The following is a 26,190-nucleotide window of genomic DNA, read 5'->3' as shown; positions in this document are numbered from 1 at the left end:
CGTAGCGAGGATTGCAACCGCAGTAGGACAGCCTTAAGTCCGACAGGCTGCTAGATAATGTCTGCATGTTGAGGGTATTTCATCATTCTCCCATCGAGCGGGTGAAATACTTCTCTCATTAATTAATTGTTATCAGTCGCTTTTCAACTATCTTCACTTCACCTGCAGACGAATTCCGTTGGAGTGAGCAACATGTCCCTGTTTGAACATTACCAGCAAAGATATGACTCAACCCTGGAAGAAGAGATGAGCCTTCAGGCTTTCCTGGAGCTATGCAAGCAAGAACCCGGAACCTATGCCAGCGCAGCCGAGCGCGTGCTTGAAGCGATTGGCGAGCCAGAACTTGTCGATACTTCAAGAAACCCGAGACTCAGTAGAATATTTTCCAACAAGTTGATCAAACGGTATCCAGCGTTCAGCGGGTTCTTTGGTATGGAAGAATCCATTGAACAGATTGTTTCTTATTTTCAGTATGCTGCCCAGGGGCTGGAAGAAAAGAAGCAGATTCTCTATCTGCTTGGCCCGGTTGGTGGTGGTAAATCCTCGCTGGCGGAAAAACTGAAAGAACTGATTGAAAAAGTACCCTTCTACGCCATCAAAGGATCGCCAGTGTTTGAATCACCTCTCGGTCTTTTCAACCCGGAGCAGGACGGAGAGCTACTTGCGAAAGAATTCGGTATACCCGACCGCTGTCTGAGATACATTATGTCCCCGTGGGCCGTTAAGCGCCTCGAGGAATACAAAGGTGACATTACTCAGTTCAGGGTCATCAAACTCTATCCTAACCGACTGAAGCAGATTGCCGTTGCCAAAACCGAACCCGGCGATGAAAACAATCAGGATATCTCCAGCCTGGTGGGCAAGGTGGATATACGACAACTGGAAGAATATTCGCAGGATGATCCCGATGCCTATAGTTTCTCGGGGGCACTCTGCAGGGCCAATCAGGGCATTATGGAGTTTGTCGAAATGTTCAAGGCCCCGATCAAGGTACTCCACCCTTTGCTGACAGCCACCCAGGAAGGTAATTACAACAGCACTGAAGGCTTGGGCTCTATTCCCTATGAAGGCATTATTCTCGCTCACTCGAACGAATCGGAGTGGCAAACATTCAGAAACAACAAAACCAATGAAGCTTTTATTGATCGCGTCAACATTATCAAAGTGCCCTATTGCACCCGCATGAGTGAGGAAATCAGAATTTATGAGAAGCTGCTTGAACACAGTTCTCTTAACAAAGCTCCCTGTGCCCCGGATACATTGCGGATGCTTGCTCAGTTCAGTGTCCTTTCCCGGATAGCCGACCCGGAAAATTCCTCTATCTACTCCAAGATGCGGGTCTACGACGGTGAGAATCTCAAAGACACCGATCCTAACGCCAAATCGCTTCAGGAATACAAGGATGCGGCTGGCGTCGACGAAGGGATGGAAGGATTATCGACCCGATTTGCTTTCAAGATACTCTCAAAGGTCTTTAATTTTGACCCTACCGAAATAGCTGCTAACCCGGTTCACCTGTTGTACGTTCTTGAGCAACAGATTGAACAACAACAGTTCCCCGAAGCCATTGAAGAGCGATACATCAGCTTCATCAAGGGGTATCTGACGCCAAGATACGTGGAGTTTCTGGGTAAAGAGATTCAGACAGCGTATCTGGAATCGTACTCAGAGTACGGTCAGAATATTTTTGATCGCTACATCACCTACGCCGATTTCTGGATTCAGGATCAGGAGTTCAGAGATCCTGATACCGGACAGATACTCGACCGGATAGCTCTCAATGATGAGCTGGAAAAAATTGAGAAGCCCGCCGGAATAGCCAACCCGAAAGACTTTCGCAATGAGGTGGTCAATTTTGTGCTCAGAGCCAGGGCTGATATGCAGGGCAAGAATCCCATCTGGCTCAGTTACGAAAAGATGAGATCCGTGATTGAGAAAAAGATGTTCTCCAACACAGAAGACCTGCTGCCTGTCATCTCATTTAATGCAAAGGCTTCCCATGACGATCAGAAGAAACATGCCGACTTTGTGGACCGCATGGTACAGCACGGCTACACCGAAAAGCAGGTCAGACTGCTGTCTGAGTGGTACATCAGGGTCAGGAAGTCCCAGTAACCTGTCTACCGGGTCTTCCGTCGTCTTTTCGAAAAGGAAGTGAAATAGCCATGAATAGCCAGTACCTTTCAACCGGCTCCGAGTGGACCTTTGAGCTACTTGACGCTTATGACAGGGCCATTGGCCAGCTGGCAGAAAAGTTTGAATTGGATACTTACCCAAACCAGATTGAAGTCATAAACTCGGAACAAATGATTGATGCCTACACTTCGTTGGGCATGCCGCTCATGTACCATCACTGGAGTTTTGGTAAAAAATTTCTTACGAATCTTCAAAACTACAGACGTGGTCGAATGGGGCTTGCCTATGAAATTGTCATCAATTCAAACCCCTGCATCGCCTACTTGATGGAGGAAAATTCCATGGCCATGCAGGCTCTGGTGATTGCCCATGCCTGTTACGGTCATAACTCTTTTTTCAAAGGTAACTATCTATTCCGTCAGTGGACCAATGCAGACTCGATTGTCGATTATCTGCTGTTTGCCAGGAACTACATTAATCAGTGCGAGGAAAAATACGGTGTTGACGCTGTTGAAGTGATTCTGGATGCCTGCCATGCGTTGATGAATCAAGGAGTCAATCGATATATGCGCCCTTCCGCCATTTCAGCAGAAATGGAAAAGAACCAGGCGAGGGAGAGAGAAGAATATATTCAGAGAAACATCAATGATCTCTGGCGAACGGTCCCAAGCAAAAAGGAAGACCCTGCCAAAGTGAGAAAACGATTCCCTTCAGAGCCGGAAGAAAACATTCTCTACTTTGTTGAAAAAAATGCACCACTGTTGAAAACCTGGCAACGGGAACTGATTCGAATTGTCCGTAAAATAGCCCAGTATTTTTATCCTCAGCGGCAGACCCAGGTGATGAACGAAGGTTGGGCCAGCTTCTGGCATTACACGCTGATGCATGAACTCTATGCAAAAGGTCTGATCAACGAAGGCTATGTGCTCGAGTTTCTGCATTCTCACAGTAATGTCGTGTTTCAGCCGGATTTTGATGATCCACGTTATTCCGGCATAAACCCTTATACTCTGGGCTTCAATATCTATCGCGACATTCGCCGGATATGCGAAAATCCTACTCAGGAAGACCGGCTATGGTTTCCTGACCTCACGGACAGCGACTGGCTGAAGGCCCTTCATCACGCCATGGCCCAGTACAAGGATGAAAGCTTTATCCTTCAGTTTCTTTCTCCCAAAGTGATGCGGGATATGAAGCTCTTCTGCATTCACGACGACCATTCAAAAGCCTTTCTCGAAGTCAGCGCCATACACGATGAGTCAGGTTACAAAGCACTCAGACAGTCACTGTCCAACCAGTATAATCTGGGTAATCAGGAGCCTAATATTCAGGTTTTTGATGTTGATGTAAGAGGAGACCGCTCCCTGACACTGATTCATTCCATGCATAGGGGTCAGAACCTTCACGCTGATAGCGCCATGGAAATCCTCAAACACCTGCACCTGTTATGGGGATTTGACGTACGACTGAATTCTCTGGACACTAAAGGCGAAGTTCAGCACAGTTACTGCACCTCGGAAATACACGATGCATCCTGAAAAAGCGCATATGATGGCTTTTTCAGGATAGGGTCCATTCCATCAGCTATTGCCATGAATGACGGATGGCCAATGCCTGCTACTGAACAGGCACTGTTTTGTGATGATTTCCGGTCATATGCTGCAAAATACGGTTAACCTGACAGCTGTATCCAAACTCATTATCATACCAGACGTAAAGTACACAGCGGTTGCCATCAACAATGGTGGCCTGACTGTCAACAATGCCCGCATGACGGTTGCCGACAAAATCACTGGATACCACTTCAAAAGAGTTCACATAATCGATCTGCTTCTTCAGATCAGAGTACAGCGCCATCTCACGGAGATAGCTGTTTAGCTCGTCTACAGTGGTGTCCTTAGACAGATTCAGGTTCAGAATGGCCATGGACACGTTGGGTGTTGGCACCCGGATGGCATTACCAGTCAACTTGCCTTGCAACTGCGGCAGTGCCTTCGAAACAGCCTTGGCCGCTCCGGTTTCGGTGATCACCATATTCAAGGCTGCACTGCGACCGCGGCGAGAACCTTTATGGTAGTTGTCAATCAGGTTCTGGTCATTGGTGTAGGAGTGAACGGTTTCGACATGACCGTTCTCAACACCAAACTTGTCACAGATCGCTTTCAGTACCGGAGTGATCGCATTGGTGGTGCAGGAGGCAGCAGAAATGATCTGATCTTCATCATTGATGATGTCATGGTTAACGCCAAACACAACATTTTTCAGGTCGCCCTTGCCAGGCGCTGTCAGCAGAACCCTGCTAGCCCCGGTAGACTGAAGGTGCTGACTCAAACCCTCCTGATCACGCCACACACCAGTATTGTCTACGACGATGGCATTGTTAATACCATAGCTTGTGTAATCGATAGAATCCGGAGAGTTGGCATAGATAAACTTGATAGCTACACCGTTGGCGTAGATGATGTTGCTCTCTTCATCTACGCTGATGGTGCCATTGAAAGAACCGTGCACCGAATCACGTCTCAACAAACTGGCACGCTTTTGCAGATCGTTTTCAGCTTTCCCCTTCCGAACGACAACCGCTCTCAGGTTCAAACCGGAGCCACCTGCCCGTTCAATAAGAATACGGGCCATGAGGCGTCCGATACGACCAAAACCATAGAGGACAACATCTCTGTCATCATGGCCATGGCCATTTTTGCCATCCACCAGTTCGGAAACCTGACTGCGAACGTAATTTTCCAGAGTCTGCTTGCCTTCACTCTTCTCGTAGCCCGATGCAAGCTTGCCAATATCAATGCGGCCCGGAGCCAGGTTCAGTTTGCTCAGCACTTCAATGACAGGGAATGTTTGACGTACACACAAGGCAGAGCCTTCTACCTGGCGAACGTACTTGTGAGATTTGAGGATATCAATCACAGAACGATTGATGATTGAGCGGCCATAGACCGAAGTCACAACGTTATTTTCACGATACAAGCGGCCGATCAATGGAATCATGGATTCGGCTAAGGCTTCACGTTCTCTCCAGTCCTGAAAATGGTCTTTTTCCATGGTTCCAATCCTGTATTTTTTATGTGCTCAAGGCTGTTAATCAGCTCAAGGCTGTTCACTTCTGTCAGACTGCCACTCTCAAGCAACTGGCTGGTTACTTCAGGCGGCACAGGTCACGTTTATATGCCCTTAGGCTTCGGGGCTATTATCCAGAGTTCATCCTCACTTGGCAACAAAGTACAACAAACTTTAACACTTCATTTAATCATTCTTTGTTTGTACGAGGCTGCAAAGACGCTATTGCATGGTATATGCCGTTCTGAACAGCTACAATTGCGGGTTTAGCGTATCCAGAACAAAACACCTTTCATGTCGCAGGTCAATTTGAACTCATCTTCTTTCCAGCTTCCAGAGACTCCGGGGCATAAAACCTTCTGGGGTCAGCTGAGCCAATCAACCAGCTCATTCGCCATAGCCAGTGCCGCCCGGTTAACCCGTCGCCCGCTACTGGTTATTACACCTGACTCCGCTCAGGCAAATGCTCTTGAAGAAGAACTGAGTTTCTTCCTGAAAGATGATCAGTCTACCCGCATCCTGCACTTTCCCGACTGGGAGATATTACCCTACGATGCCTTTTCGCCCCATCAGGACATCATTTCCCAGCGGTTGAAAACCCTTTACCGACTACCCCGCAGCGAAAAGACCCTGCTGATAATATCGGTTTCCACCTTGCTGCACCGTCTGTGTCCCCGTGATTACCTGGAATCCAACTGTCTGGTTTTGAAACGGGGTGAAACCTTTCTTATTGCCGAGAAAAGGCAACAATTGGAACAGGCGGGTTATCGCTGTGTTGATACAGTCTACGAGCATGGCGAGTTCGCTATCCGGGGTTCACTCATGGATATCTTCCCCATGGGATCTGATACCCCCTACCGGATTGACCTGTTTGATGACGAAATCGATACGCTGAGAATCTTTGATCCGGAAAGCCAGCGTTCCATTAATCAAGTTGATCACATAGAACTGCTCCCGGGACATGAATTCCCGATGGACAAGACCTCCAGGGATCGCTTCCGAAGCCTGTTCAGGGAAGCATTTGACGTGGATCACCGCGAGTGCCCCGTGTACCAGGATATAGGACAGGGGCTGGCAAGCCCGGGTATTGAATACTACCTGCCCCTGTTTTTCGAGCAGACAGCCACCCTGTTTGATCATCTTTCCAGTGAAACAACGATCATTCAATATCAGGGCGTGCAGGAAGCGATAGAGCAATTCTGGCAGGATCTGACAGAACGCTACGAGAACCGGAAAGTCGATCCCAACCGCCCGCTTCTGCCTCCCGTAAAGGTTTTAATGCCTTCTGAAGAAATCAATCGAGCTCTGAAACAATACCCTCGCATTGTGCTGTCAGACCAGATCGTTGATTCTTCTGACGGCTTCAACCTTAATCACCAGCCATTACCTGAGCTCACTCTGAATGCCCGTGCCGATCACCCTTTGCAACCTCTTGAAGATCTGATTGAATCGGGACCAAGGATTCTTCTGGTGGCTGAAAGTGCGGGTCGTCGGGAAGTTCTGCTGGAAATGCTCGCCCAGTCTGACATTCGCCCCAATACTTTCAATAGCTGGTCCACCTTCCTGAGCAGAAAAGAGACGCTGGGTATTACCGAAGGTACGTTAGCGTCAGGCTTTTTTCTCAATGACCTGAATATTGCCCTGATTCCTGAGTCTCTGCTGCTGGGTCAGAGGGTCATGCAGCGCCGTCGGCGAAAAGGAGAGACAGAGACCGACACCGATCAAACCATCCGAAATCTGACCGAGCTGAGAGAAGGTGCTCCAGTGGTGCATATTGATCACGGTGTAGGACGGTATCGTGGTCTTGATACCTTGTCTGTTGATGGTCAGGAGACAGAATTCCTGACTCTGGAATACGCCAGCGAAGCCAAGCTTTATATTCCGGTAGCCTCTCTGCATCTCATTGCCCGTTACACCGGTACAGATGATGAGCATGCTCCGCTGCATCGTCTTGGTAGCGAGCAATGGACCAAGGCACGTCGCAAGGCGGCTGAGAAAGCCAGAGATGCCGCGGCAGAGCTGCTGGATATCTATGCCCGACGAGAAGCCAGAAAGGGTTTTGCCTTTTCGGCACCGGATCAACAATATCATGCGTTCTCTGCCGGCTTTCCTTTTGAGGAAACGCCTGATCAGCAGCAGGCTATTGTCAACGTGATAAAAGACATGTCCAAAGGTAAGCCCATGGATCGCCTGGTCTGTGGTGATGTCGGGTTTGGCAAGACCGAAGTGGCCATGAGAGCCGCCTTTCTGGCGGTACAAAGTGGCAAGCAGGTGGCGATTCTTGTACCGACTACCCTGTTGGCTCAACAGCATTATGAAAGCTTTCGTGACCGTTTTGCCGACTGGGCCGTTGAAATCGACGTAGCTTCACGCTTCAAGTCAGCAAAACAGGTTCAGGCACTCAAAGAGAAAGTCACGGAAGGCAAACTGGATATTATTATAGGTACCCACAAACTGATTCAGGGTGATTTCAAGTTCAAGAATCTGGGTCTGTTGATTATTGATGAGGAGCACCGTTTCGGGGTCAGGCACAAGGAAATGCTGAAATCCATGCGTTCCGAAGTCGATATTCTGACCCTGACGGCAACACCTATCCCGCGGACACTCAATATGGCTATGTCGGGTATTCGTGATCTCTCGATTATCGCAACTCCACCCGCACGACGCCTGTCAGTTAAAACCTTTGTTCGACAAAGCGACAAATTACTGGTCAAAGAGGCTATTCTTCGTGAGTTACTGCGCGGTGGTCAGGTCTATTACCTGCACAACGAAGTTTCCAGTATCGACAAGGCTGCTTCTGATCTGCAGGAACTTATTCCTGAGGCGCGTATTGCTGTGGGTCACGGTCAGATGCGTGAAAGAGAGCTGGAGCAGGTCATGTCCGACTTCTATCACAAGCGACATAACATCCTTGTCTGCACCACCATCATAGAGACAGGCATTGATATACCTAATGCCAACACCATTATCATCCACCGTTCGGACAAGTTCGGTCTGGCACAGCTGCACCAGTTGAGAGGACGAGTTGGCCGATCTCATCATCAGGCCTATGCTTATCTGCTGACACCTGCGCCAAAGTCCATGACCAGGGATGCACTGAAAAGACTGGAAGCCATTGCCGAAGCTCAGGACCTGGGAGCTGGATTTATGCTGGCATCCAATGACCTGGAAATTCGGGGAGCAGGAGAATTGCTGGGTGAAGATCAGAGCGGGCAGATTCAGAATGTTGGCTTTACACTTTACACCGAAATGCTTGAAAAAGCGGTGGAAGCGATCCGTAACGGTGAAACACCGGATCTGGACAAACCTCTGCATCAAGGCAGCGATGTGAACCTGCGGCTGCCGGCCTTGCTACCAGAAGACTATATCCATGATGTCCACAACAGGCTGATTCTCTATAAACGAATTGCCGCTGCGAGTAACGGCGAAGACCTGAAAAACCTTCAGGTTGAACTGATTGACCGCTTCGGCCTGTTACCGGACCAGGCCAAAAACCTGTTCCGACAGACCCGTCTCAGGTTAAAAGCTGAAAAAATGGGTATTATTAAAATCGATGCCGGTGCCGGCAGTGCCCGAATTGAATTCAACAGTCAGCCAGCCATCGATCCCGTTGCGATCATTCAGCTAATCCAGTCAGAGCCGCACCTTTACAGACTGGAAGGTAGTAGCGTGTTGAAGTACAGTGGCCCAATGGAAAAAGCCGAAGCGCGATTCAAGCTGCTTGAACAATTACTGGATCGACTGGCCACATAATCGCCCCTGGAAGCAGTCTTAAATTTTCTCGATCTATGATTGCTTCTGCGTCTCTGAGTCTTTAAAACTGTATACGAAACTGCATGATCACACTTTTGAAATCCACCTCTCAGATATCTCAGCGGCGGCGTATAGCAGCCCGCCAGACTGAAGGTCAACGAGGCACAGGATTGAGCGGGGATTTTATGAAAAGCCTTGAGCTAAAAAAAATGAGTGTTAATCACAATGTCGCCTTTTGCAGAATTCAAAGAGCGATCGGTAGTCTGCTTCTGAGTTCGGTCTCGATGATGGCCATGGCGGAAGGTCAAAAGGCAGAGACTCAGTGGTATCAGGCCGACATGATTGTATTTCTGAACGAACAAAGCATGAATAGCAGTGAGAAATGGCCAGAAATAACAACTCACTCTCTACCCGCTAACGCCGTCAAACTGAAATCGTCCGACTCTGTAACAGACACTGGTAACCTAACCAATAGGCTGGGTCAGTCTGAAAAAAAGCCCGAGATAGATCTGGAACGGGATGCCTTTGTCTCCCTACCCTACCCATCACAGTTGTTACAAAAGGAAAGCAGTGCCCTGAGCAGAAATGGCAGCTACCGGATTCTGGAGCAAAAAGCCTGGCTGATGCCAATCAAGGACGGCAAAAGTACGAAGCCTGTCACAATTAGAACTTATACTACACAAAGCAAAAAGCCCGGTATGCTGGAAGGCACCGTTACAGTCAGTTCCAGTCGATATCTGCACGTAAAAGTCAATCTCTGGTACAGTGAATTGGCGTGGGAAGCACTGGCAAAAAACATGGGAGGATCTCAGTCGAACCCAGACTCTCAGAAGAAACCGACCACAGATGGAAAGTTACAACTGGTCAAAACGCCTGACGGCCAAACCATGAAAATTTCCCGAAATTTTCATATGCAGGAAAGTCGCAGAATCACAAACATTGACGAGGTTCAGTACCTGGACAGCCCTGTCATCGGTGTTCTTTTCAAGCTGACGCCCTATGAAAAGCCCGACAAACCTCCACTGCCAGAAATGGAATCTGATCAGGATAAAAGCCCGGAGCTGGGTATTTTACCCGGAATCTTCGAACAGAAAGACAGCTGATCCAGAGTAAAAAAGAGCTGTCAGTGGCGCAGCTCTTTTTTCATGATAAAGCTATTCTTGTCCTGGTTTGACTCATAGGTCACCTGGTCCATAAGCTTGTTCACAATATGCAGGCCCCGACCGCTGCATAACCAGACTTCCGGCTGCTCCGGATCAACCACCATTTCAGTCTTATTCTGCATGACATCATCGGGAATGCTCTGCCCCCAATCACTGACAGAAATATTCATCGTAGTCTTGTTCATACTGACACATACTTCTACCGGATGACCCGCTTCATTGTCGTAGGCATGTTCAATGGCATTATTGACAATTTCTACCAGACACAACTCTAACCGGTTTATTTCAACAGGAGAAAGCGTTGTCATAGCGCAGACTCCTCTGACCGCCATAGCCACCAGTCTTGTATTGGATAACTGGCTGTCGATTTCCAGCTTCAGCACCTGTGACATGTCAACTCCCTTTAACGGCCTCAGCCACAGAACCATGGAGTTTGAACAATTTATCCATGGACGTAAGATCAAACAGATCTCTCACCGCAGGCTGAGCACAAGCCAGACTGAATGAACCATTACCCGACAATTTCTTGAGACCCGCTACCAGCACACTCAGGCCAGTACTGTCCATGAAACGCACTTCAGCAAGATCGACAACTATGTTGGACCTGCCCTCTTCAATCAAATCAAACACATAGGTTTTAAACACTTCGGCAACGGAAGCGTCAAGACGGGACTCATCAATCCGGACCACCGTAAAGTGGCCTTCCTCGTGGTTTTCAAACGCCATGCCATCCTCCTGGCTTTCAGGGTTTCCATTCCAGTAAAAGGTAAGTTACATCGTCATCGAAACGGTCGAGTTCACTCCAGTCTCTGACATTTTTCTCTACCTGGTCAATAACTGATTTTAAATCATCATTTAAAGTATCTTGCAGACATTGCAGCAATCGGGTTTCACCAAACTGCTCACTCTCAGCGTTTTCACATTCTGTCACGCCATCAGAGTACAGAAACAGACGGTCACCCGGCCGAAACTGCAAAGTGCAGGAGGTGTATTCCATGTCGGGCATCATACCGATAGGCACTCCTCCACCTGCTACAGGTTCTACGTAGGCCTTTTCACGATGAATCCATAAAGGTTTCGGATGACCCGCCTGAGATAAGGTGACTTGACCTGTGCGACTATTAATGAGTCCATAGGCAATAGTGAAATAAAGCATAGATTCCGGTGTCACCTGAAACCGCCTGTTCAAAGAGGCCAAAACCTTTTCGGGCGCACGCACTTTATAAAAAGGCTCATGATCCAGTGTTTCTTTGATGATGGAGCCCCTGCCCGATGTTTCTGAAAGAATGTTATTCAGGGTAAATGAGAAGAGCGCTGAGGGAATGCCATGCCCAGCCACGTCCAGTTGATAGAACCCCAGCGTTTCACCGTCTATGGCCTGGTAACCAAACATATCCCCACCCAGGATTTTGCTAGGTTTGAAAAACCAGTCAAAGGCAACATGTTGAATAGTTGTCGGCTGAGCCAGCAGAACTTCCTGAGCTTTGGCGGCTGATTCAAGATCTTTCTCAACGGTCTGAATCGCTTCAATCAATTGCTTATTCTGCTGTTCAAGCTGCTTCTCAAGTTCAATGATACGAATCCCTGCTTTGAGGCGGGCAGCCAATTCATCAAAATTGACCGGTTTGGCAAGAAAGTCGTCCGCCCCATCATTCATACCTTCGACAACAGCTTCATGATCGGCATTACCAGTGAGCAGAATGAAATAAATATAACGACCAAGATCTGTTTTTCGGGTCTGCTTGAGCAGTTCCAGGCCATCCATCCCGGGCATCATCCAATCGCTGATGATGATTCTGACATCCTGATATTCCTGAAGAATCTCCAGAGCTTTTATGCCATTCTCAGCTTCAAGCACCTGATGCCCTTGTTTTTTCAACACTATGGAGAGCATTAAACGCTGGTCACGGGCATCTTCAACAATAAGAATATTCATCCAGTCCTTATCGGCCTGCTGTTATTTCATCTTAATCAGCGGATCTCCTTATTTGGAGATTTGCTTACTTCCTTTTCAACATTCGCCTCATGAATCACTTTCATTACCGGATAGGCAAACTCTGCCCCTGCTTTTTGTACCGCAGAAGCAATGATCAACATGACACCTTCCTGAACTCTGACAAAGTCAACTCTTCCCTTGGGAATCACATGTACTCTGACTTGACACTCCAGTGATGAATCTCCGTATTTGAGAAAACGCGCATAATAGGGCTCTGAGCAATCCAGCTCAGGATGCTGTAGAAAACCTTCCGTGACCTGATTCATGATGGCTGGAATCTTATCCAGATCCTCATAACGAATACCAAAGTTTTCAACAACCCGTCGGTTACGCATCCTGGATGGGTTTTCCAGGACAATACTGGTGAAGACCGAATTCGGCACAAACACGGGCCTGCGATCAAAATTTCTTATCTGGGTTAACCGCCAACCAATATGTTCTACGTGCCCTTCTATCTGTCGGTCCGGAGAACGAATCCAATCGCCTTCCTTAAAGGGTTTGTCCAGCATCAACATCAAACCGCCAAAAAAGTTTGCCAACCACTCCCGGGCAGCCATACCTACAATCAGGCCACCCACCCCCCCAAAGGTCAGTAGCGCAGAGAGGGAGTAGCCTAACTTTTGTGCCAGAATCATTACCGCCAGAACAATCAGAACGATATGAATAAACCGGGACAGGGTTCTGGCCAGGTCGAGATCTTTATCCTGAACGCCTGAGATCATGGCGATGGCCGGTAATTGTCTGGTGAGTCTCAGGACAATCCAGAGAGGGAGTAATACCGAGGTGACAGTTTCTGAGATTTCCAGCCAGTCATGGCCTTCCTCTTCAGTGTGATCAATAAACCAGTGAGCATAATAAAAAAAACAAAGTAGCCAGGGCAGAAGCAGCAGAGGTGGTCGAAAAGCCGAGGCCAGACAAGCCCTTACCGATTGATTCTCGGATTGAGCCCATCGCCTGAGGAAAATGTGGCTAAACCAGGAAACGATAAGTGCAGCTAAAGGCGCTGTTAGTAGATGGACGTTATCCCCCTTAAGAAGATCTTCCCAGAACATTGCCTGCTCCTCGTACAAGAAAAACCCAATGGTAAGGGGAATATCGGCTGTCACCCTCCCAGTTATATTTAGACCATTGAAATTATTCTTGAGGGGTAAAATCTGAAAGCATTTTACCCCGCTTGATTTCACTGCATAAACAGAAGAAATTAACTGGCCGTACTCAGCAGGTTAAGCCGGTTTTGCTGGTGCCTGCTCTGAATAACTGAGCCACTCTTCCGGAAGATCAAGCGTTTGGGTCGGGAAGGCAATATCAGCATTATATGAATGGATAATACCCATTATCCTGACCAGAACTTCCTGTTTCACCCTGAGGTACTCTGCCCAGTCTGTGGTGCAGGTAAAGCAATAGATAAAGATATCAAGGCTAGAAGGACCAAAGGCATTAAACGACACAAGGATTATCTTGTCTTTGGCGATTTCATTGTTATCTTGCAGGTACTGACGAATTTCCCCAACGATAGCTTCCACCTGATGACCATCCTGATACCTCAGACCGACAATTTCCTTGATTCTTCTATTCTCCATACGTGAAGGATTCTCAACGGAAATGCTGGCGAAAGTGGCATTGGGAACATAGAGTGGTCGCTTTTCAAATGTCTTGATGCGGGTTTGTCTCCAGCCAATGTATTCCACATAACCTTCAATGTTCTTATCCGGCGAACGAATCCAGTCACCTACGCGGAAGGGTTTATCAAGATAGATCATCAGACCACCAAAAAAATTGGCCAGCATATCCTTGGCAGCGTAACCGACCGCCAAACCACCCACACCACCAAACGCCAAAAGACCTGAAATACTGTAGCCAAGTGACTGTAATATAAAGAGAACACAGGTAATGATGATCACGATTCTGATTAACCTGCCAATGGCTACAACGGTGGTTGGATCATTAGGTTTATTAGAAGTCAGATCAGGATTCAGGAAGTTTCGTTCCAGCTGACGAATGAAACGGATTATGCTCCAACCCACCAGAGTGATGATAATGACATCCCTCAGATTACTCAGTCCGTCCAGCAACACAGCATCCGTAGCCTTGGCAATAACATCGACAGCCCAGGAGAAACCGATGACCCAGATCAGCAGTGTCACAGGGGTTCTGAGCCCCCTGATAACTGCATCATTCCAAGGTGTTAGATGAGTGCGATCATCCCTTGAAAGATGGGCAAACACTCTGGAGGCGATTAGATTGATAACACCTGAAATGAGCACGACAATAACGACCTGGATAACCCATTGAGGAATATCCAGTTCCTTAAGAAAAGGGAGAGAAAAAGACATTATTCGACTTCCGGATAGTAAACAGCACACTTAACAGTGAGCATGATTCTATCCCTATGAGAGAAATCATTCTATCAAGTCTGTATCTTGGAGAGCGGAAAATAACCACCCTATGGAGCACAGAATACAACAGAAAATTGATCTCGTAATGACTGTTCACAGTGATGTGCGAGCTGCACTGCAGAGAGAAGTTTTTGCTGGTTTGCGAAGCCAGAAGCAACTGGAAGAATTTGATGAAAAATTCCCAAGCCCTAAACCTTATTCAATTCTACGGATCTGAATCGCTTAAAGTAAACGACTACGCCCACTGTCACAGCCGCCACCAAAATGCTCACAGCGGCCAGTGTGCCGATTACAACCCCGGTCGTGCCGCCCGCTGACATACCACTGTCGCCAGATTCTACAGGGAATGGGGTGCCGGTAAAGATCACCGACGTCACCAACGACACGGGTACTGTATTGGGGGGCATGGCTTCGCTGGAGGTACTGCTTATGGCTTCGCTGGAGGTACTGCTTATCACTTCACTGAAGGTGCTGCTTATGGCTTCGCTAAAGGTACTGCTTATCGCTTCGTTGAAGGTGTTAACCGAGGTGGCTTTAGGCGTCACAGAGGTACTGCTGACGGCGTTATTTTTTTCTGCCACCTGATAGATCCTGACCTTTCCATCAGCCCCTCCAGCCACCAGCAGGGTTCCGTCGGGGTGGTAGGCCAGGCTTCGTATCCAGCCTGTTGCATCGTCCAGAGTGTACAAAGGCATGGCCGGGTCGGTGCCATTATAGAGTCTGACTTTTCCGTCATGCCCTCCAGCCGCCAGCAGGGTTCCGTCGGGGTGGTAAGCCAGGCTTCGTATCCAGTCTGTTGCATCGTTAAGAGTGTTCACCAACAGGGGGCTCTGAGGGTCGGTCATATCAAAGATCAGCACAGGGCCTGTATAACCACATTTGCGATCCCCTGAACCTGAACCTACCCCCACCGCCATGTACCTGCCGTCCTGACGCCAGACAATGCTGAAAGCTCCGTGTGGTGCGCAATGGTTCTTGTTAAGAGTGGGCGGTGTGATGGGTGGCTGATTGGGGTCCAGGGTAAGGGTGTGGATCAGAACCGGGTCGATGGGTACCGACGCAATCGCGGTCGGTGCCGGGCACAAAAGGGAAATAGCCAGAACCGGAAAAAAAGCGTATTTATACAGGCTCATGTAAACAACGCATTATAAAAAGAACCAGATTTTGCGATTAAAGTTAGGATTTCGCGTTCAGTCAAATTTTTCCCATATATAGCGATCTGGAACTATTTTCAACAATACTGGCTTCACCTTTTTCCTGCGATGTCCAGTCGTTCACAGTGTGTTCGAATCCACCGCAAGATAGAAACCGTCATAAGTCAATTGGCCAAGTATTTTGATAATGAGTCCTGCCGCTGTCGGAACACCTGAAAAAGTCACACATGGTGTTATAAAACTGAAAATGTGCTGCTTTTTATCCGACATAGGGTCATAGCTATTTTCAGAGGTTGAGCGATAGTTATGGTGAATAAAGAGAGAAAGGAATGAACATGGACACCAAAGACAACACCCACTGCATATGACGCATTATGAACAATCATTTGAATCGTTCAGAAAGGTAGTCCAGTCTGTCCTTACAACTCAAATATCGATCCAGAGTAACCAGTTCTTCCAAAGCTCGACCGCCGCTGGCCTCAAGTGAAGAAAAATCAGGCGGACAGAAAGAAGACTGTTCAAGCCAGGGCAGAACTTCCCGGACCCCCTTCCTATTGCTGAGTAACAAGAGATCACAACCCGCATTCAAGGCTTTTTCAACCCGGAGAGTATAACTTCCCGCTGAAGCGGCACCTTCCATAGTCAAACAGTCGCTAATAACTACTCCACTAAAACCAATCTGCTCTCTAAGAATATCTTTCAACCAGATTGAAGAAAAACCACAAGGCTGATCATCCACTTCAGAAAAGACAATGTGAGCGGGCATAATCGCTTCTATACCCTGCTCTATCAACGTTTTGAATGGCACCATGTCTTGCTGCCGGATGGCGTTTAGCGAACGGTTGTCCCGAGGCAGGGTCAAGTGAGAGTCTTCGTTGACACTGCCATGGCCTGGAAAATGTTTACCGACACAGGCCATTCCTGATTCATGGACACCGCTGCACCATGCAGTAGCCAGTTTAATGACGTTTTCAGTCTCACTGCCTAACGCACGATCGCCCACTATTTCGGTCAGCCCAAGATTCAAATCCAGTACTGGAGCCAGACTGAGGTCAAGACCGCTGGAAAGAAGCTCTTCTGCCATAAGCCAACCGCAATCTTCAATCAACTCGAGCGCTTTCTGAGGATCGCAATTGAAATATCTGGCGTAATGTTCTGCCGGCGGCAGACGGGTAAAGTCGTTCCTGAAACGCTGCACCCTGCCACCTTCCTGATCGACCATCAGAATCAGATTCTGCCGGATACTTCTGATGTCACTGACCAGGTCACACAACTGTTTGCGATCTTGAAAATTTCTGGCGAAAAACAATACGCCAGCAACGCCAGGATGCAGGAGTAATTCCCGCTCTTCGGGTTGGAGTGTCTGACCTTCAAGGTCAATGATCAGAACACCATTATTTTTCGCATCGTTTTGACCATGCGTATTCATACTTTTCCTGTTCTCCTGACCTGACTGCATGCGATAAGACTACTCTGGCAGAATATCAATGGTAGTTCCCGGAACAACCCGGTCAAATAAATCAATCATGTCATGACCATGCATCCTAACGCAGCCTCTTGAACCCGGCTCCCCCATCACAGCGGAATCAGGCGCTCCATGGATATAGATATATCGTCGCATAGTATCGACATTTCCCAAACGGTTGTAACCGGGTTCCAGGCCACTTAGCCAGAGAATGCGGCTTAAGATCCAGTCCCGACGTTCAGAGTATTGTTGTTGTAGTTCCGGAGAATAAATCTCACCCGTGTATCGCCTTCCTACAAACACTGCATTGAGAGGAAGGCCGTCACCTATTTTAGCTCGAATAATATGATGACCAAGGGGAGTCTGCCAGCTACCTTCCTGCTGACCTGTCCCCTTACTGGCAGTGGAGACAGAGTAACAGATCGTTTCTACCCCCTCCTGCATCAACTCCAGAGTCTGTGAGGCAATTCGAACATTAATATGCACAGCTGAATCTCGTATTGATTGGCTTCGCAGTGCATCAGGCTTAAGAGCCTGCATGCAGAATAAACATTATCGGCCACTATCATGGGTGGCATGAGCACGCAGACCGGCTGCCATAAACGGCACCATTCTTCTCATGATATTCTCAAGATTGTCATCAATGTCGTAGTCTCTCTTGGCGATGGACAGGAGCGCATCAGCACCGGATACGGAGAAGACAGCAGAACCGAGACTAAAGTAGGTACGCCAGAATTTATCGGCAATCGGAAGGTCAGGACAGGCCCTGAACAGTAACTCAAAGTATCGACTGAAGACAGTTCCATAGGTTTCGGTCAGATAACGTTTCAGGTGCCCCTGGTTCTGGGTGAATGCCAGCCCCATGAGTTTCATGAAAATAGAGATGTCATCCGGCCTTCTGGGTTTCACAGCAAGAATATGGTCAACCAGTATCTGAAGCACTGTTTCAAGATCAGGTTGCTCACTGTGATCTGACCACTCATCCAGAGTGGTATTCAGCCCCTCCATAAAGGGAGCCAGAAAACGCGCAAATACTGCCTGTATCAACGCTTTTTTGGAGCCAAAGTGATAGTTCACTGCAGCCAGGTTAACCCCTGCCTGTCTTGTAATGGTTCTTAAGGAGGTTTCTGCGAAGCCATGTTCGGCGAAGAGCAGCTCGGCTGAATCCAGAATTCTCTCTACGGTTGAAGGTTGTGCCATGATCCGGGGAATTTTATAAGATTAATAAACGACTGTTTAGAACCTACGTTTCTTACCCTCAGCTGTCAAGGCCACTAGTAGCAAAGCCTCATCGAGTTAACCCAACGAGTCAGTGGTACGGACCATTGCTCAACACTATTACAGGGTGCAAATTGTTGCCATCACTAACTTATCGGTTAGTGATTTCATCGACGACAAACACTTAACTAATAGTAATCAGGCAACCCATAATCTACGGCAATCTGCAAAGCATGTTCTTGCCGCAAAACAGGGAAGCACAAAGCATGGAAGCAGTGAGTTTATTCACGCTAATCAATTATTATCAAGTGATGGAGAAACGACTATGACACCTATTGGACACTCAATCAAATCAATATCAATGTCTTCGCAGCCATTTAATCTGCAAGACACACACACCGGGACCACACTACAGGCTTCTGATATTGCTAAAAAACTCATTGATAAAGTATCATTCGGGATTTTGAACAGTGAGGGCAAAAAAAGCACGGTGGCGTCTCCTACCAGCCTGACTCCGGTTTTGGGCATGCTTCTGGCGTGCATAGATGACAATGCCAAAAAGGAATCCATTTTGGGAATCCCCAAAGGAACCTTGACTGAAGAGCTGGAAACTGAAATCCATAAAGAACTCGGTAAATTCAGCAAAGACAACCCTTACGGAGGCCATCCTGAGCAGTTAATCTCTTGCGCTAACTTTATCGCTTCTGCTTTTCATGTCAGGGATGAGCAATTAGAAAAAATACTCTCTGAATGTTATCAAACTCAAAAGCTGGAAAGTAATCAATGGAACGTAGCTGAAGTCACAGAAGATTTTGTCAAGGAGAAAACCAAAGGAAAAATTAAAAATTTGTTTGATGGCATGAATGAAGTTACAGCGACAATAGGTAATGTAATGGAATTCCGGGGTGTCTGGGAGGATAGTTTTTCTCCAGATAAAACCGCTCCTCAAAGCTTTCTATGCGCAGATGGAACTCGTATTAACAACGTAAAAATGATGGTTAAAACTGAAACGGTTCAATGTGCTTCTAACAGCAAATTTGCTGCCATCGCCAAGGAATTCAAATCTTTGAATGGAGAAGATCTTAAACTGGTCGCAATAAAACCGCGTAAAGAAAGTGCCACAGCGATTAACAATCTTGATTCTGAAACGATTAATGAGCTGACTAAACAATTAAATTATAAAGAAGCGAAATATCAGCTATCGCTACCCAAAATAAAAGTAGAAGACAGTTGCGACACTCAGTTACTCGAGAAAATGTGTGAGGCATTAGGAACCGACATAGTAGCAGGAGATCTGACAAGACTAGGCCTACCGGCAGATCAGGATCTGGAGGTGCTTCAGAAGATCGTATTATCTGTTGATGAAGAAGGTGCTAGCGGTAAGATGGCGACTGTTGCAAAAATTTTAACAAGGTGCGTATCTGGAACTTCTCATTTTGATTTTGACTGCCCTGGCTACATTGCCATTGTAGACAAAGAAGGTAATCGGTTAATTGAGCTGGTCATAAAGGATGGCAGCTTTTTGGAGTTTGATGGTGATCCTGTAATCAGCACCGCTGGAAAACAGAGTTCTAATTCTAAAAAACTGGCAAGTTCCAACCCTTTTGATATGTATGATAGCGAAGATGATATATTTGATAGCGATGATGATATATCTGATAGCGATGATGATAGTTCTAATAACCCGTTCTTAAATAAACAGGAAGAAGTACAAAAAAACTTATCTCTAATAAAAGATCTGTCTTTTAGAACTTTTGAAACTGTTGATGTGAGCACTTATATAAATAAATTTTATAATCCAAATGGGTATTTAGATATTCAAAGTGCTGATGCAAACAATACTAATTTAACAGTCAGTTTTTCTTCTTTGGATAGTGCTAAAAAGTTTAAAGAAAGTGTATTAGAATCAATTGGTGAAAAAAATGGGAATTTAATTCGGGTTAACAAAAGCTTTTTTTCTATTGAAGTATATGTTTCAATTAGAGAATGGGATAAAATGATTGATAAAATAACTTCTGAATCCACTGATTTTTATATTTCTGACAGCAAAGATAATCCTACAATTATCCCTGCTGAAAAACCGAGCTCTGATAATCTGGTAACTTTTAACGATTATGATATGTCTGATAGTGAAGATGACAGTTCTGATAGCAAAGTTTATACGTCTGATGATCAATTCACATCTAAAAAAGAAGTAACCGATCAAACTCCAATGGGGAGTGTAAGTACTTTAATACAACAGAACTATAATCCGAATGGGGAGTTTGATATTCAGAATACTAAATCAGATCATATACAGCTAACACTCACGATGTCTTCTTTGGAAGAGGCTAAAAAGCTTAGAGAAAGAATATTAAAATCAATTGGAGACAAACATTTTAAATTTGTCAGGATTTTTGGTCGTGATTCTCCTTTTCAATTAGAGGTTTCTTTTCAAGCCTGGGACGCGCTGCGTGAGAAGTTAACTTTTAATCAACCATGAATCAATACAATGCTAAATCCGGAGATTAATCACCTCCGGATTTTTTTTAACAAAAGCCTCACAGAATCAGTTTGCGAATATCGGTCAACCATTCACCAGTAGGAAGGTAAAGCTTGCCACATGCATCATTGACGGCCCTTAGTTCAATTGCTGCTCATCATCGCGGCCCGACCTGCGCGGCCCGACCTGCGCGGCCCGACCTAACATAATGACTTGCCAGAGCAATATTACTGTATATAATCACAGATACTGTATAAAAAAACAGATTGAGTGACCATGATCAAACTGACTAAACGGCAATCCGAAATACTGGACCTGATCAAGTCTCATATCGAAGAGACAGGTTTCCCACCCACCAGGGCAGAAATCGCCAAGACCTTCGGTTTTCGTTCACCCAATGCGGCAGAAGAACATCTCAGGGCACTGGCCCGTAAAGGCGCCATCGAAATTACCCCCGGTGCTTCACGAGGTATCCGAATTCCAGACAGCCAGCCTGAAGGCCTTCCGATCATTGGACAGGTGGCTGCCGGTAACCCGATCCTCGCCCAGGAACATATCGAAGACCACCTGATGCTCAACCCCGGCTTCTTCACCCCAGCCGCTGACTTCTTGTTAAGAGTCAAAGGGATGAGCATGAAAAACATCGGGATTCTTGATGGTGACCTGCTGGCCGTTCACAAGACTACAGAGGTTCGAAACGGTCAGGTTGTCGTCGCCAGGATAGAAGACGAAGTCACCGTTAAACGATTCGAGAAACAGAAAAACAAGGTATTACTCCATCCGGAAAACGACGAGTTCGAAACCATTGTCGTCGATCTCACTCATGATATTTTCGCGGTCGAAGGTTTAAGCGTCGGGGTGATCAGAAATCAGTCCTGAAACGGTTGTTGTATGAGCACCTATACACTTGAGTGAGAACACCGAAAAGCGACCGGACCATGCCAGGAGGAAGGATTCATGCTGTACCGAACAAGCAGTGAAAGGCACAATTTTTCAACATCAGGCTTTCAGAGCAACACAGTTCGCATAAACCGCTCCAGCCTGAAAAAAACGTTACCAGAGAAAAATAAAAGCTCTCCCAGTCCCAGTATTAATGAGCTCATTCTGTCAGGACAACCCTGGCAGGCCGAACAACTCCTGACACCAATGCTCAGTCAGCTTTCCAGTGACAGTGAACGCTGGTTGACTCTGATTCTGGCAGACAAATCGGATACCAGAACCTTGCAATGGTTAAAGAATTGCAACCTGAACCATGACAAGGTGCAAATTTTTAGCGCTAACGATGATCACCAGACACTGGAACTCACCCGGAAAGCACTGGCATCCGGAACCAGCCACACCGTCATTAGTTGGCTGGGACACTTGGATAAAGGGTGGCTAATCAAGCTTGAAAGCGCTGCCCGCAATGGACAGTGTCAGGGACTGGCTATTCGCAGCAGGCAGGTTGCATGAAAACCTGTCACTGCCTTGAAGATAGAGTCAATGCAGCACTCTGTTCTCAGGAATCTCTTCTTCAGAGGATTGGGGACGAGTCAGTTCAGCAACTTCCCGCATTCCGGCGTCAAACATGACCTTTGCCACTTGTAGATACTCTCCTTCAAGATACTCCTTGGCTTCCCCGGAAAATTTCATGGTCAGCAGGGGCTCGCCCTCTTCATCACTGCGTCGCAAAACAATCTCTCCTGTTGGAAGTTCCACAATTTCCAAAAACGATGCAGCCATATTTCGTCCCATAAATAGCGAGTAAGAGGTGGAAATCATGCAGCATTGTGCATCATGATGCAACAGGTCAATGCAGAGTAATGTGAAAGGATGATTAACCAGCATACTGGTAGACATACCTGCAGAACAGCACAGCATGATCTTTGTCATAGGGTACCTCTGTCAAACCTGTCTGAATCGCACCTACAGAGCCCCCCCCTGGCTCATTGAGTGTTGACCCCGGCTTATATAAGACTTTGTACCTATATCCCTCCCTGGGCACAAGATACTTCCCAGTCTATGGCGATCCCAACGGTTGAACGCAGAATGAGCAGTAAATGATTAAGTCACCATTCGAGATTGAAATTTCTGAAGTGGCCCACCAATTCCTTGAGGGAAGCAAGAATACTTTTGGCACTTTCCGGTGTTTTAACACCTCTTGTACTTCCAGCACTGTCCGAAGCAATCATGGCAGTATTGATTTTATTAGAATATGATTGTATATCATCGTCTAAAAGTGAAATTTCGCCATAAGCTTTGAGTAAATCTGCCAGCCAGCTGTCAGACAACTCTAATTGTTTTAGCTGCTCGAGTTCAGAAACATCACCTTCCTGCTCACTTACCAAGTTGTAAGCTTCTTCCAGAGACATCAGACGGCTTAACTGATGACCATAAGGAGACAATATCTCTGCCAGCATGGAGAAATATGCCTGACGAGCATGCAACAAAAATGCTTCGCGAAAAGCTTCCTGCTCGAAAGGTTCTGCTCTTTCCCAAGTACCCAATTGTAAACGGGCATAGTGCAACTTCTTATTGGTATAGGCTCGCCACTGCTCAGACATAATCATTCTCACAAATAGAAAGACCCTCACGGATCACCGCGAAGGTCTTGTTTTTGAACAGGCCAGATCAGGATTTTTTGCGCTTTCTGGTGACTTTTTCTTCCCACTTACCTTCCTGGAAGGTAGCACTCCACCCCGTCGCCTTACCTTCTGACTCACTCATAACATACTGAGTCTTGGTTTTACGACTAAAGCGGATTATCGCTGGATTGCCTTCAGCATCCTGTCTCGGAGCATCCAGAAGATAATGATATTTAGGATCAATAGCCGCCTGATGAGGGATCAGTTCACTGACCAGAGGAGCACGGGTCTCACGATTCTTTGGAAATTGGCTGGCGGCCAGAAAAAGTCCGGAGGCACCGTCCCTGAGAATGTAGTGATCATCCACTTTCAGACACTTAAGTTCGGGCATGGGCACCGGATCCATTTTTGGGGGGGCCGCTTCCCCACTCTTCAGCAGTTTACGGGTGTTTTTACACTCACTGTTGGTGCAACCAAAGTATTTGCCAAAACGTCCCGATTTCAGCTGCATCTCGGAGCCACATTTGTCACATTCAAGCACAGGGCCATCATAACCTTTGAGCTTGAACTGACCTTGTTCCACTTCATAGCCGGAGCAGTCCGGGTTATTACCACAGACATGAAGCTTGCGCTGCTCATCAATCAGATAGCTTTCCATCGCTGTAGAACACTTGGGACAACGATGCATAGCTCGCAAAGCGTTAACTTCAGCATTCTCATCGTCAGCATCTTCAACCTCTTCTCCAGGCACCAGATTAATCGTACATTTACAACGCTCCTTCGGGGGGAGCGAGTAACCGGAACAGCCCAGGAAGACGCCAGTACTCGCTGTACGAATCATCATATCCCTGCCACATTCAGGACATTTGATGTCGGTGGGAGAAGGGTCATTGGATCGCATGCCATCACTGTCGTTTTCAGCCTGCTCCAGCTTGTTGCTGAAATCACTGTAGAAATGGTCCAGCAGATCCTTCCAGTTCTTGCCACCTTCAGCCACCACATCGAGATTTGACTCCATATTGGCGGTAAAGTTGTAATCCATAAGATCATGGAAATTTTCAACCAGCCGGTCTGTGACAATATCGCCCATTTTCTCGGCATAGAAACGACGATTTTTCAGAGATACATAACCACGATCCTGAATGGTCGAAATTATGGAAGCATAAGTCGAGGGTCTTCCAATTCCGCGCTTCTCCAGCTCCTTAACCAGAGCCGCTTCACTGAAACGGGCCGGCGGCTTTGTAAAGAGTTGTTTCGGGTCCAGTTTTTTCAGATCCAGGGGGTCACCTTTGTTCAGGGCGGGCAGAATGATGTCTTCACCCTTCTTGGCAATAGCTGCCATGACACGAGTGTAGCCATCAAACTTCAGGGTTCTGCCTCTCGCCCTCAGATCAAAGTCATCCACTCTGACCGTCAGGGAAGTGCTCAGGTACTCCGCGGGCGTCATCTGACAGGCAACAAATTGTCTCCAGATCAGCTCATAGAGTCGCTCTGCATCCTTCTCAAGTCCGGATATAGAACCCGGCTGAGCAGTCACAGAGGAAGGACGTATTGCTTCGTGTGCCTCCTGAGCGCCTTCTTTGCTGGAATACCGGTTTGGCTCCTCTGGCAGATACTTCGCACCGTAGGTACCATTAATAAACTCCCGGGCACTCTCCACTGCTTCCTGACTCAGATTGGTGGAGTCAGTACGCATATAAGTAATATGACCCGCTTCGTAGAGGCGTTGAGCCATCATCATGGTTTTCTTGACACTGAATCCAAGACGGGTGCTGGCTGCCTGCTGTAGCGTTGAGGTAATAAAAGGGGCAGAAGGACGACTGCGGGTCGGCTTATCTTCTCGCTCTGTCAGCTGGTAATCAGCACGTCTCAGCTTTTCCAGAACAACTTCAGTGGAGGCCTCACTGGTAGGTCTGAAGGCGTCACCGGCTTCTTTGGCGACTTGGAAGCGAATAACTTCCCCACTCCCGGTAGTCAGGTCAGCATAGACTTCCCAATACTCTTCCGGGATAAAACTTCTGACTTCACGCTCCCGCTCAACAATTAACTTAACCGCTACAGACTGGACTCGCCCTGCCGACAGGCCACGGGCAATTTTCGCCCAGAGCAATGGGGAAACCATATAACCCACTACGCGGTCGAGGAACCGCCTTGCCTGCTGGGCATTGACCCGGTCAATATTGAGAATACCCGGCTCCTTGAAGGCTTCCTGGATGGCATTCTTGGTAATTTCATTGAAAACGACCCGCCGATATCGATCAGGCTCTCCCCCTATGGCCTCCTGAAGATGCCAGGCTATAGCCTCTCCCTCACGGTCCAAATCCGTTGCGAGGTAGATTTTGTCAGCAGACTCGGCAAGGCGTCGAAGCTCATCGACCACTTTCTCTTTGCCAGGCAAAATTTCGTAACGGGCTTTCCACCCTTCTTCAGGGTCAATGCCCATTCTTTCAATGAGCTGTTCTTTGGCTTTGCGCTTCTTATGGATGATTTTCTGCTCAGGAGATAGCTTACGTGTCTCAGCAGCGGCCCTTGCCCGAGCTTTGGGATCCACAGGCTTCTTGGAGCCACCCGCGGTGGGCAGGTCACGAATGTGACCAACACTGGACTTAACAACAAAGTCCTTGCCCAGATATTTGTTTATAGTCTTCGCCTTGGCCGGCGACTCGACGATAACTAGAGATTTACCCATGCTACCTTACACGTCCTGTAATCAGCTCCATTGTTCCGGTTATGCTGACAAGCCTGGAAAAAAGATTAAAAACACTCAGTGCTGCCTGCGACCAAAACAAGAAAG

Annotated in this window: 20 protein-coding genes; 7 read left to right on the top strand and 13 right to left on the bottom strand. The window is 47.3% G+C overall.

The features are described from left to right. Positions 1-192 precede the first annotated feature (192 nt). Positions 193-2,115, top strand: coding sequence for a PrkA family serine protein kinase (locus tag KDK17_RS05615; RefSeq protein WP_257255233.1), 1,923 nt, complete (start codon positions 193-195; stop codon positions 2,113-2,115). A gap of 50 nt (positions 2,116-2,165) precedes the next feature. After that, entirely contained in the window at positions 2,166-3,674 is a 1,509-nt protein-coding gene (locus KDK17_RS05610) for a SpoVR family protein (protein ID WP_257255234.1), read from the top strand. A 79-nt stretch (positions 3,675-3,753) separates the two neighbouring features. On the opposite strand, the gene KDK17_RS05605 is transcribed toward KDK17_RS05610, so the two are convergent. After that, positions 3,754-5,190 carry a glyceraldehyde-3-phosphate dehydrogenase gene (locus tag KDK17_RS05605; RefSeq protein ID WP_257255235.1) on the bottom strand — a complete coding sequence of 479 codons (1,437 nt, stop codon included), beginning with the start codon at positions 5,188-5,190 and terminating at the stop codon, positions 3,754-3,756. A gap of 309 nt (positions 5,191-5,499) precedes the next feature. Here KDK17_RS05605 and mfd point away from each other — a divergent pair, with 309 nt between their 5' ends. After that, the gene (gene mfd, locus KDK17_RS05600) at positions 5,500-8,958 is read left to right on the top strand and encodes a transcription-repair coupling factor (RefSeq protein WP_257287548.1); all 3,459 of its coding nucleotides are present in this window, start codon (positions 5,500-5,502) and stop codon (positions 8,956-8,958) included. A 185-nt stretch (positions 8,959-9,143) separates the two neighbouring features. Beyond that, positions 9,144-10,061 carry a peptidoglycan binding protein CsiV gene (locus tag KDK17_RS05595; RefSeq protein WP_257274727.1) on the top strand — a complete coding sequence of 306 codons (918 nt, stop codon included), beginning with the start codon at positions 9,144-9,146 and terminating at the stop codon, positions 10,059-10,061. A gap of 20 nt (positions 10,062-10,081) precedes the next feature. Here the strand turns inward: KDK17_RS05595 and KDK17_RS05590 are convergent, their stop codons facing one another. From KDK17_RS05590 to KDK17_RS05550, 9 genes are all read right to left on the bottom strand, one after another. Further along, complete coding sequence (locus tag KDK17_RS05590) at positions 10,082-10,513, bottom strand: ATP-binding protein (RefSeq protein WP_257279521.1); 432 nt, start codon at positions 10,511-10,513, stop codon at positions 10,082-10,084. Between the two features lies 1 nt (position 10,514). Then, a complete protein-coding gene (locus KDK17_RS05585; RefSeq protein ID WP_257255239.1) occupies positions 10,515-10,847 on the bottom strand; it encodes an STAS domain-containing protein in 333 nt (110 codons plus the stop codon). 16 nt (positions 10,848-10,863) lie between these two features. Further along, entirely contained in the window at positions 10,864-12,057 is a 1,194-nt protein-coding gene (locus KDK17_RS05580; protein ID WP_257287547.1) for a PP2C family protein-serine/threonine phosphatase, read from the bottom strand. Positions 12,058-12,092: 35 nt separating this feature from the next. After that, positions 12,093-13,169 carry a mechanosensitive ion channel family protein gene (locus tag KDK17_RS05575; protein ID WP_257274726.1) on the bottom strand — a complete coding sequence of 359 codons (1,077 nt, stop codon included), beginning with the start codon at positions 13,167-13,169 and terminating at the stop codon, positions 12,093-12,095. Between the two features lie 171 nt (positions 13,170-13,340). After that, entirely contained in the window at positions 13,341-14,450 is a 1,110-nt protein-coding gene (locus KDK17_RS05570; protein WP_257287546.1) for a mechanosensitive ion channel family protein, read from the bottom strand. 251 nt (positions 14,451-14,701) lie between these two features. Further along, positions 14,702-15,646 carry a WD40 repeat domain-containing protein gene (locus KDK17_RS05565; RefSeq protein WP_257287545.1) on the bottom strand — a complete coding sequence of 315 codons (945 nt, stop codon included), beginning with the start codon at positions 15,644-15,646 and terminating at the stop codon, positions 14,702-14,704. A 403-nt stretch (positions 15,647-16,049) separates the two neighbouring features. Continuing rightward, positions 16,050-17,096, bottom strand: a complete 1,047-nt coding sequence (gene nagZ / locus KDK17_RS05560; protein WP_257274722.1) for a beta-N-acetylhexosaminidase — start codon at positions 17,094-17,096, stop codon at positions 16,050-16,052. 39 nt (positions 17,097-17,135) lie between these two features. Then, the gene (locus KDK17_RS05555) at positions 17,136-17,618 is read right to left on the bottom strand and encodes a L,D-transpeptidase (RefSeq protein WP_257255003.1); all 483 of its coding nucleotides are present in this window, start codon (positions 17,616-17,618) and stop codon (positions 17,136-17,138) included. 66 nt (positions 17,619-17,684) lie between these two features. Continuing rightward, positions 17,685-18,332 (bottom strand): TetR/AcrR family transcriptional regulator, encoded by a 648-nt coding sequence (locus KDK17_RS05550; RefSeq protein ID WP_257279524.1) that lies wholly within the window; start codon positions 18,330-18,332, stop codon positions 17,685-17,687. A 145-nt stretch (positions 18,333-18,477) separates the two neighbouring features. Here KDK17_RS05550 and KDK17_RS05545 point away from each other — a divergent pair, with 145 nt between their 5' ends. From KDK17_RS05545 to KDK17_RS05535, 3 genes are all read left to right on the top strand, one after another. Next, complete coding sequence (locus tag KDK17_RS05545) at positions 18,478-20,832, top strand: serpin family protein (RefSeq protein ID WP_257287544.1); 2,355 nt, start codon at positions 18,478-18,480, stop codon at positions 20,830-20,832. A 276-nt stretch (positions 20,833-21,108) separates the two neighbouring features. Continuing rightward, positions 21,109-21,711 (top strand): transcriptional repressor LexA, encoded by a 603-nt coding sequence (gene lexA, locus KDK17_RS05540; protein WP_306670710.1) that lies wholly within the window; start codon positions 21,109-21,111, stop codon positions 21,709-21,711. 78 nt (positions 21,712-21,789) lie between these two features. Next, positions 21,790-22,284, top strand: coding sequence for a SulA-like leucine-rich domain-containing protein (locus KDK17_RS05535; RefSeq protein WP_257255006.1), 495 nt, complete (start codon positions 21,790-21,792; stop codon positions 22,282-22,284). Between the two features lie 27 nt (positions 22,285-22,311). Here the strand turns inward: KDK17_RS05535 and KDK17_RS05530 are convergent, their stop codons facing one another. The 3 genes from KDK17_RS05530 to topA all read right to left on the bottom strand — a co-directional run bounded on the left by KDK17_RS05530 (position 22,312) and on the right by topA (position 26,085). Continuing rightward, complete coding sequence (locus KDK17_RS05530) at positions 22,312-22,704, bottom strand: hypothetical protein (protein ID WP_257255007.1); 393 nt, start codon at positions 22,702-22,704, stop codon at positions 22,312-22,314. A 176-nt stretch (positions 22,705-22,880) separates the two neighbouring features. After that, on the bottom strand, positions 22,881-23,381 hold the full coding sequence (locus tag KDK17_RS05525) for a DUF6586 family protein (RefSeq protein ID WP_306671234.1): 501 nt from the start codon (positions 23,379-23,381) through the stop codon (positions 22,881-22,883). Positions 23,382-23,442: 61 nt separating this feature from the next. After that, a complete protein-coding gene (topA, locus tag KDK17_RS05520; RefSeq protein WP_257255009.1) occupies positions 23,443-26,085 on the bottom strand; it encodes a type I DNA topoisomerase in 2,643 nt (880 codons plus the stop codon). Positions 26,086-26,190: the final 105 nt, after the last annotated feature.

Source organism: Endozoicomonas sp. SESOKO2 (genome assembly GCF_024606245.1).
GTDB lineage: Bacteria > Pseudomonadota > Gammaproteobacteria > Pseudomonadales > Endozoicomonadaceae > Endozoicomonas_A.
The sequence above is the reverse complement of the archived record's forward strand: the minus strand, read 5'-3'. Positions and strand labels throughout refer to the sequence as shown.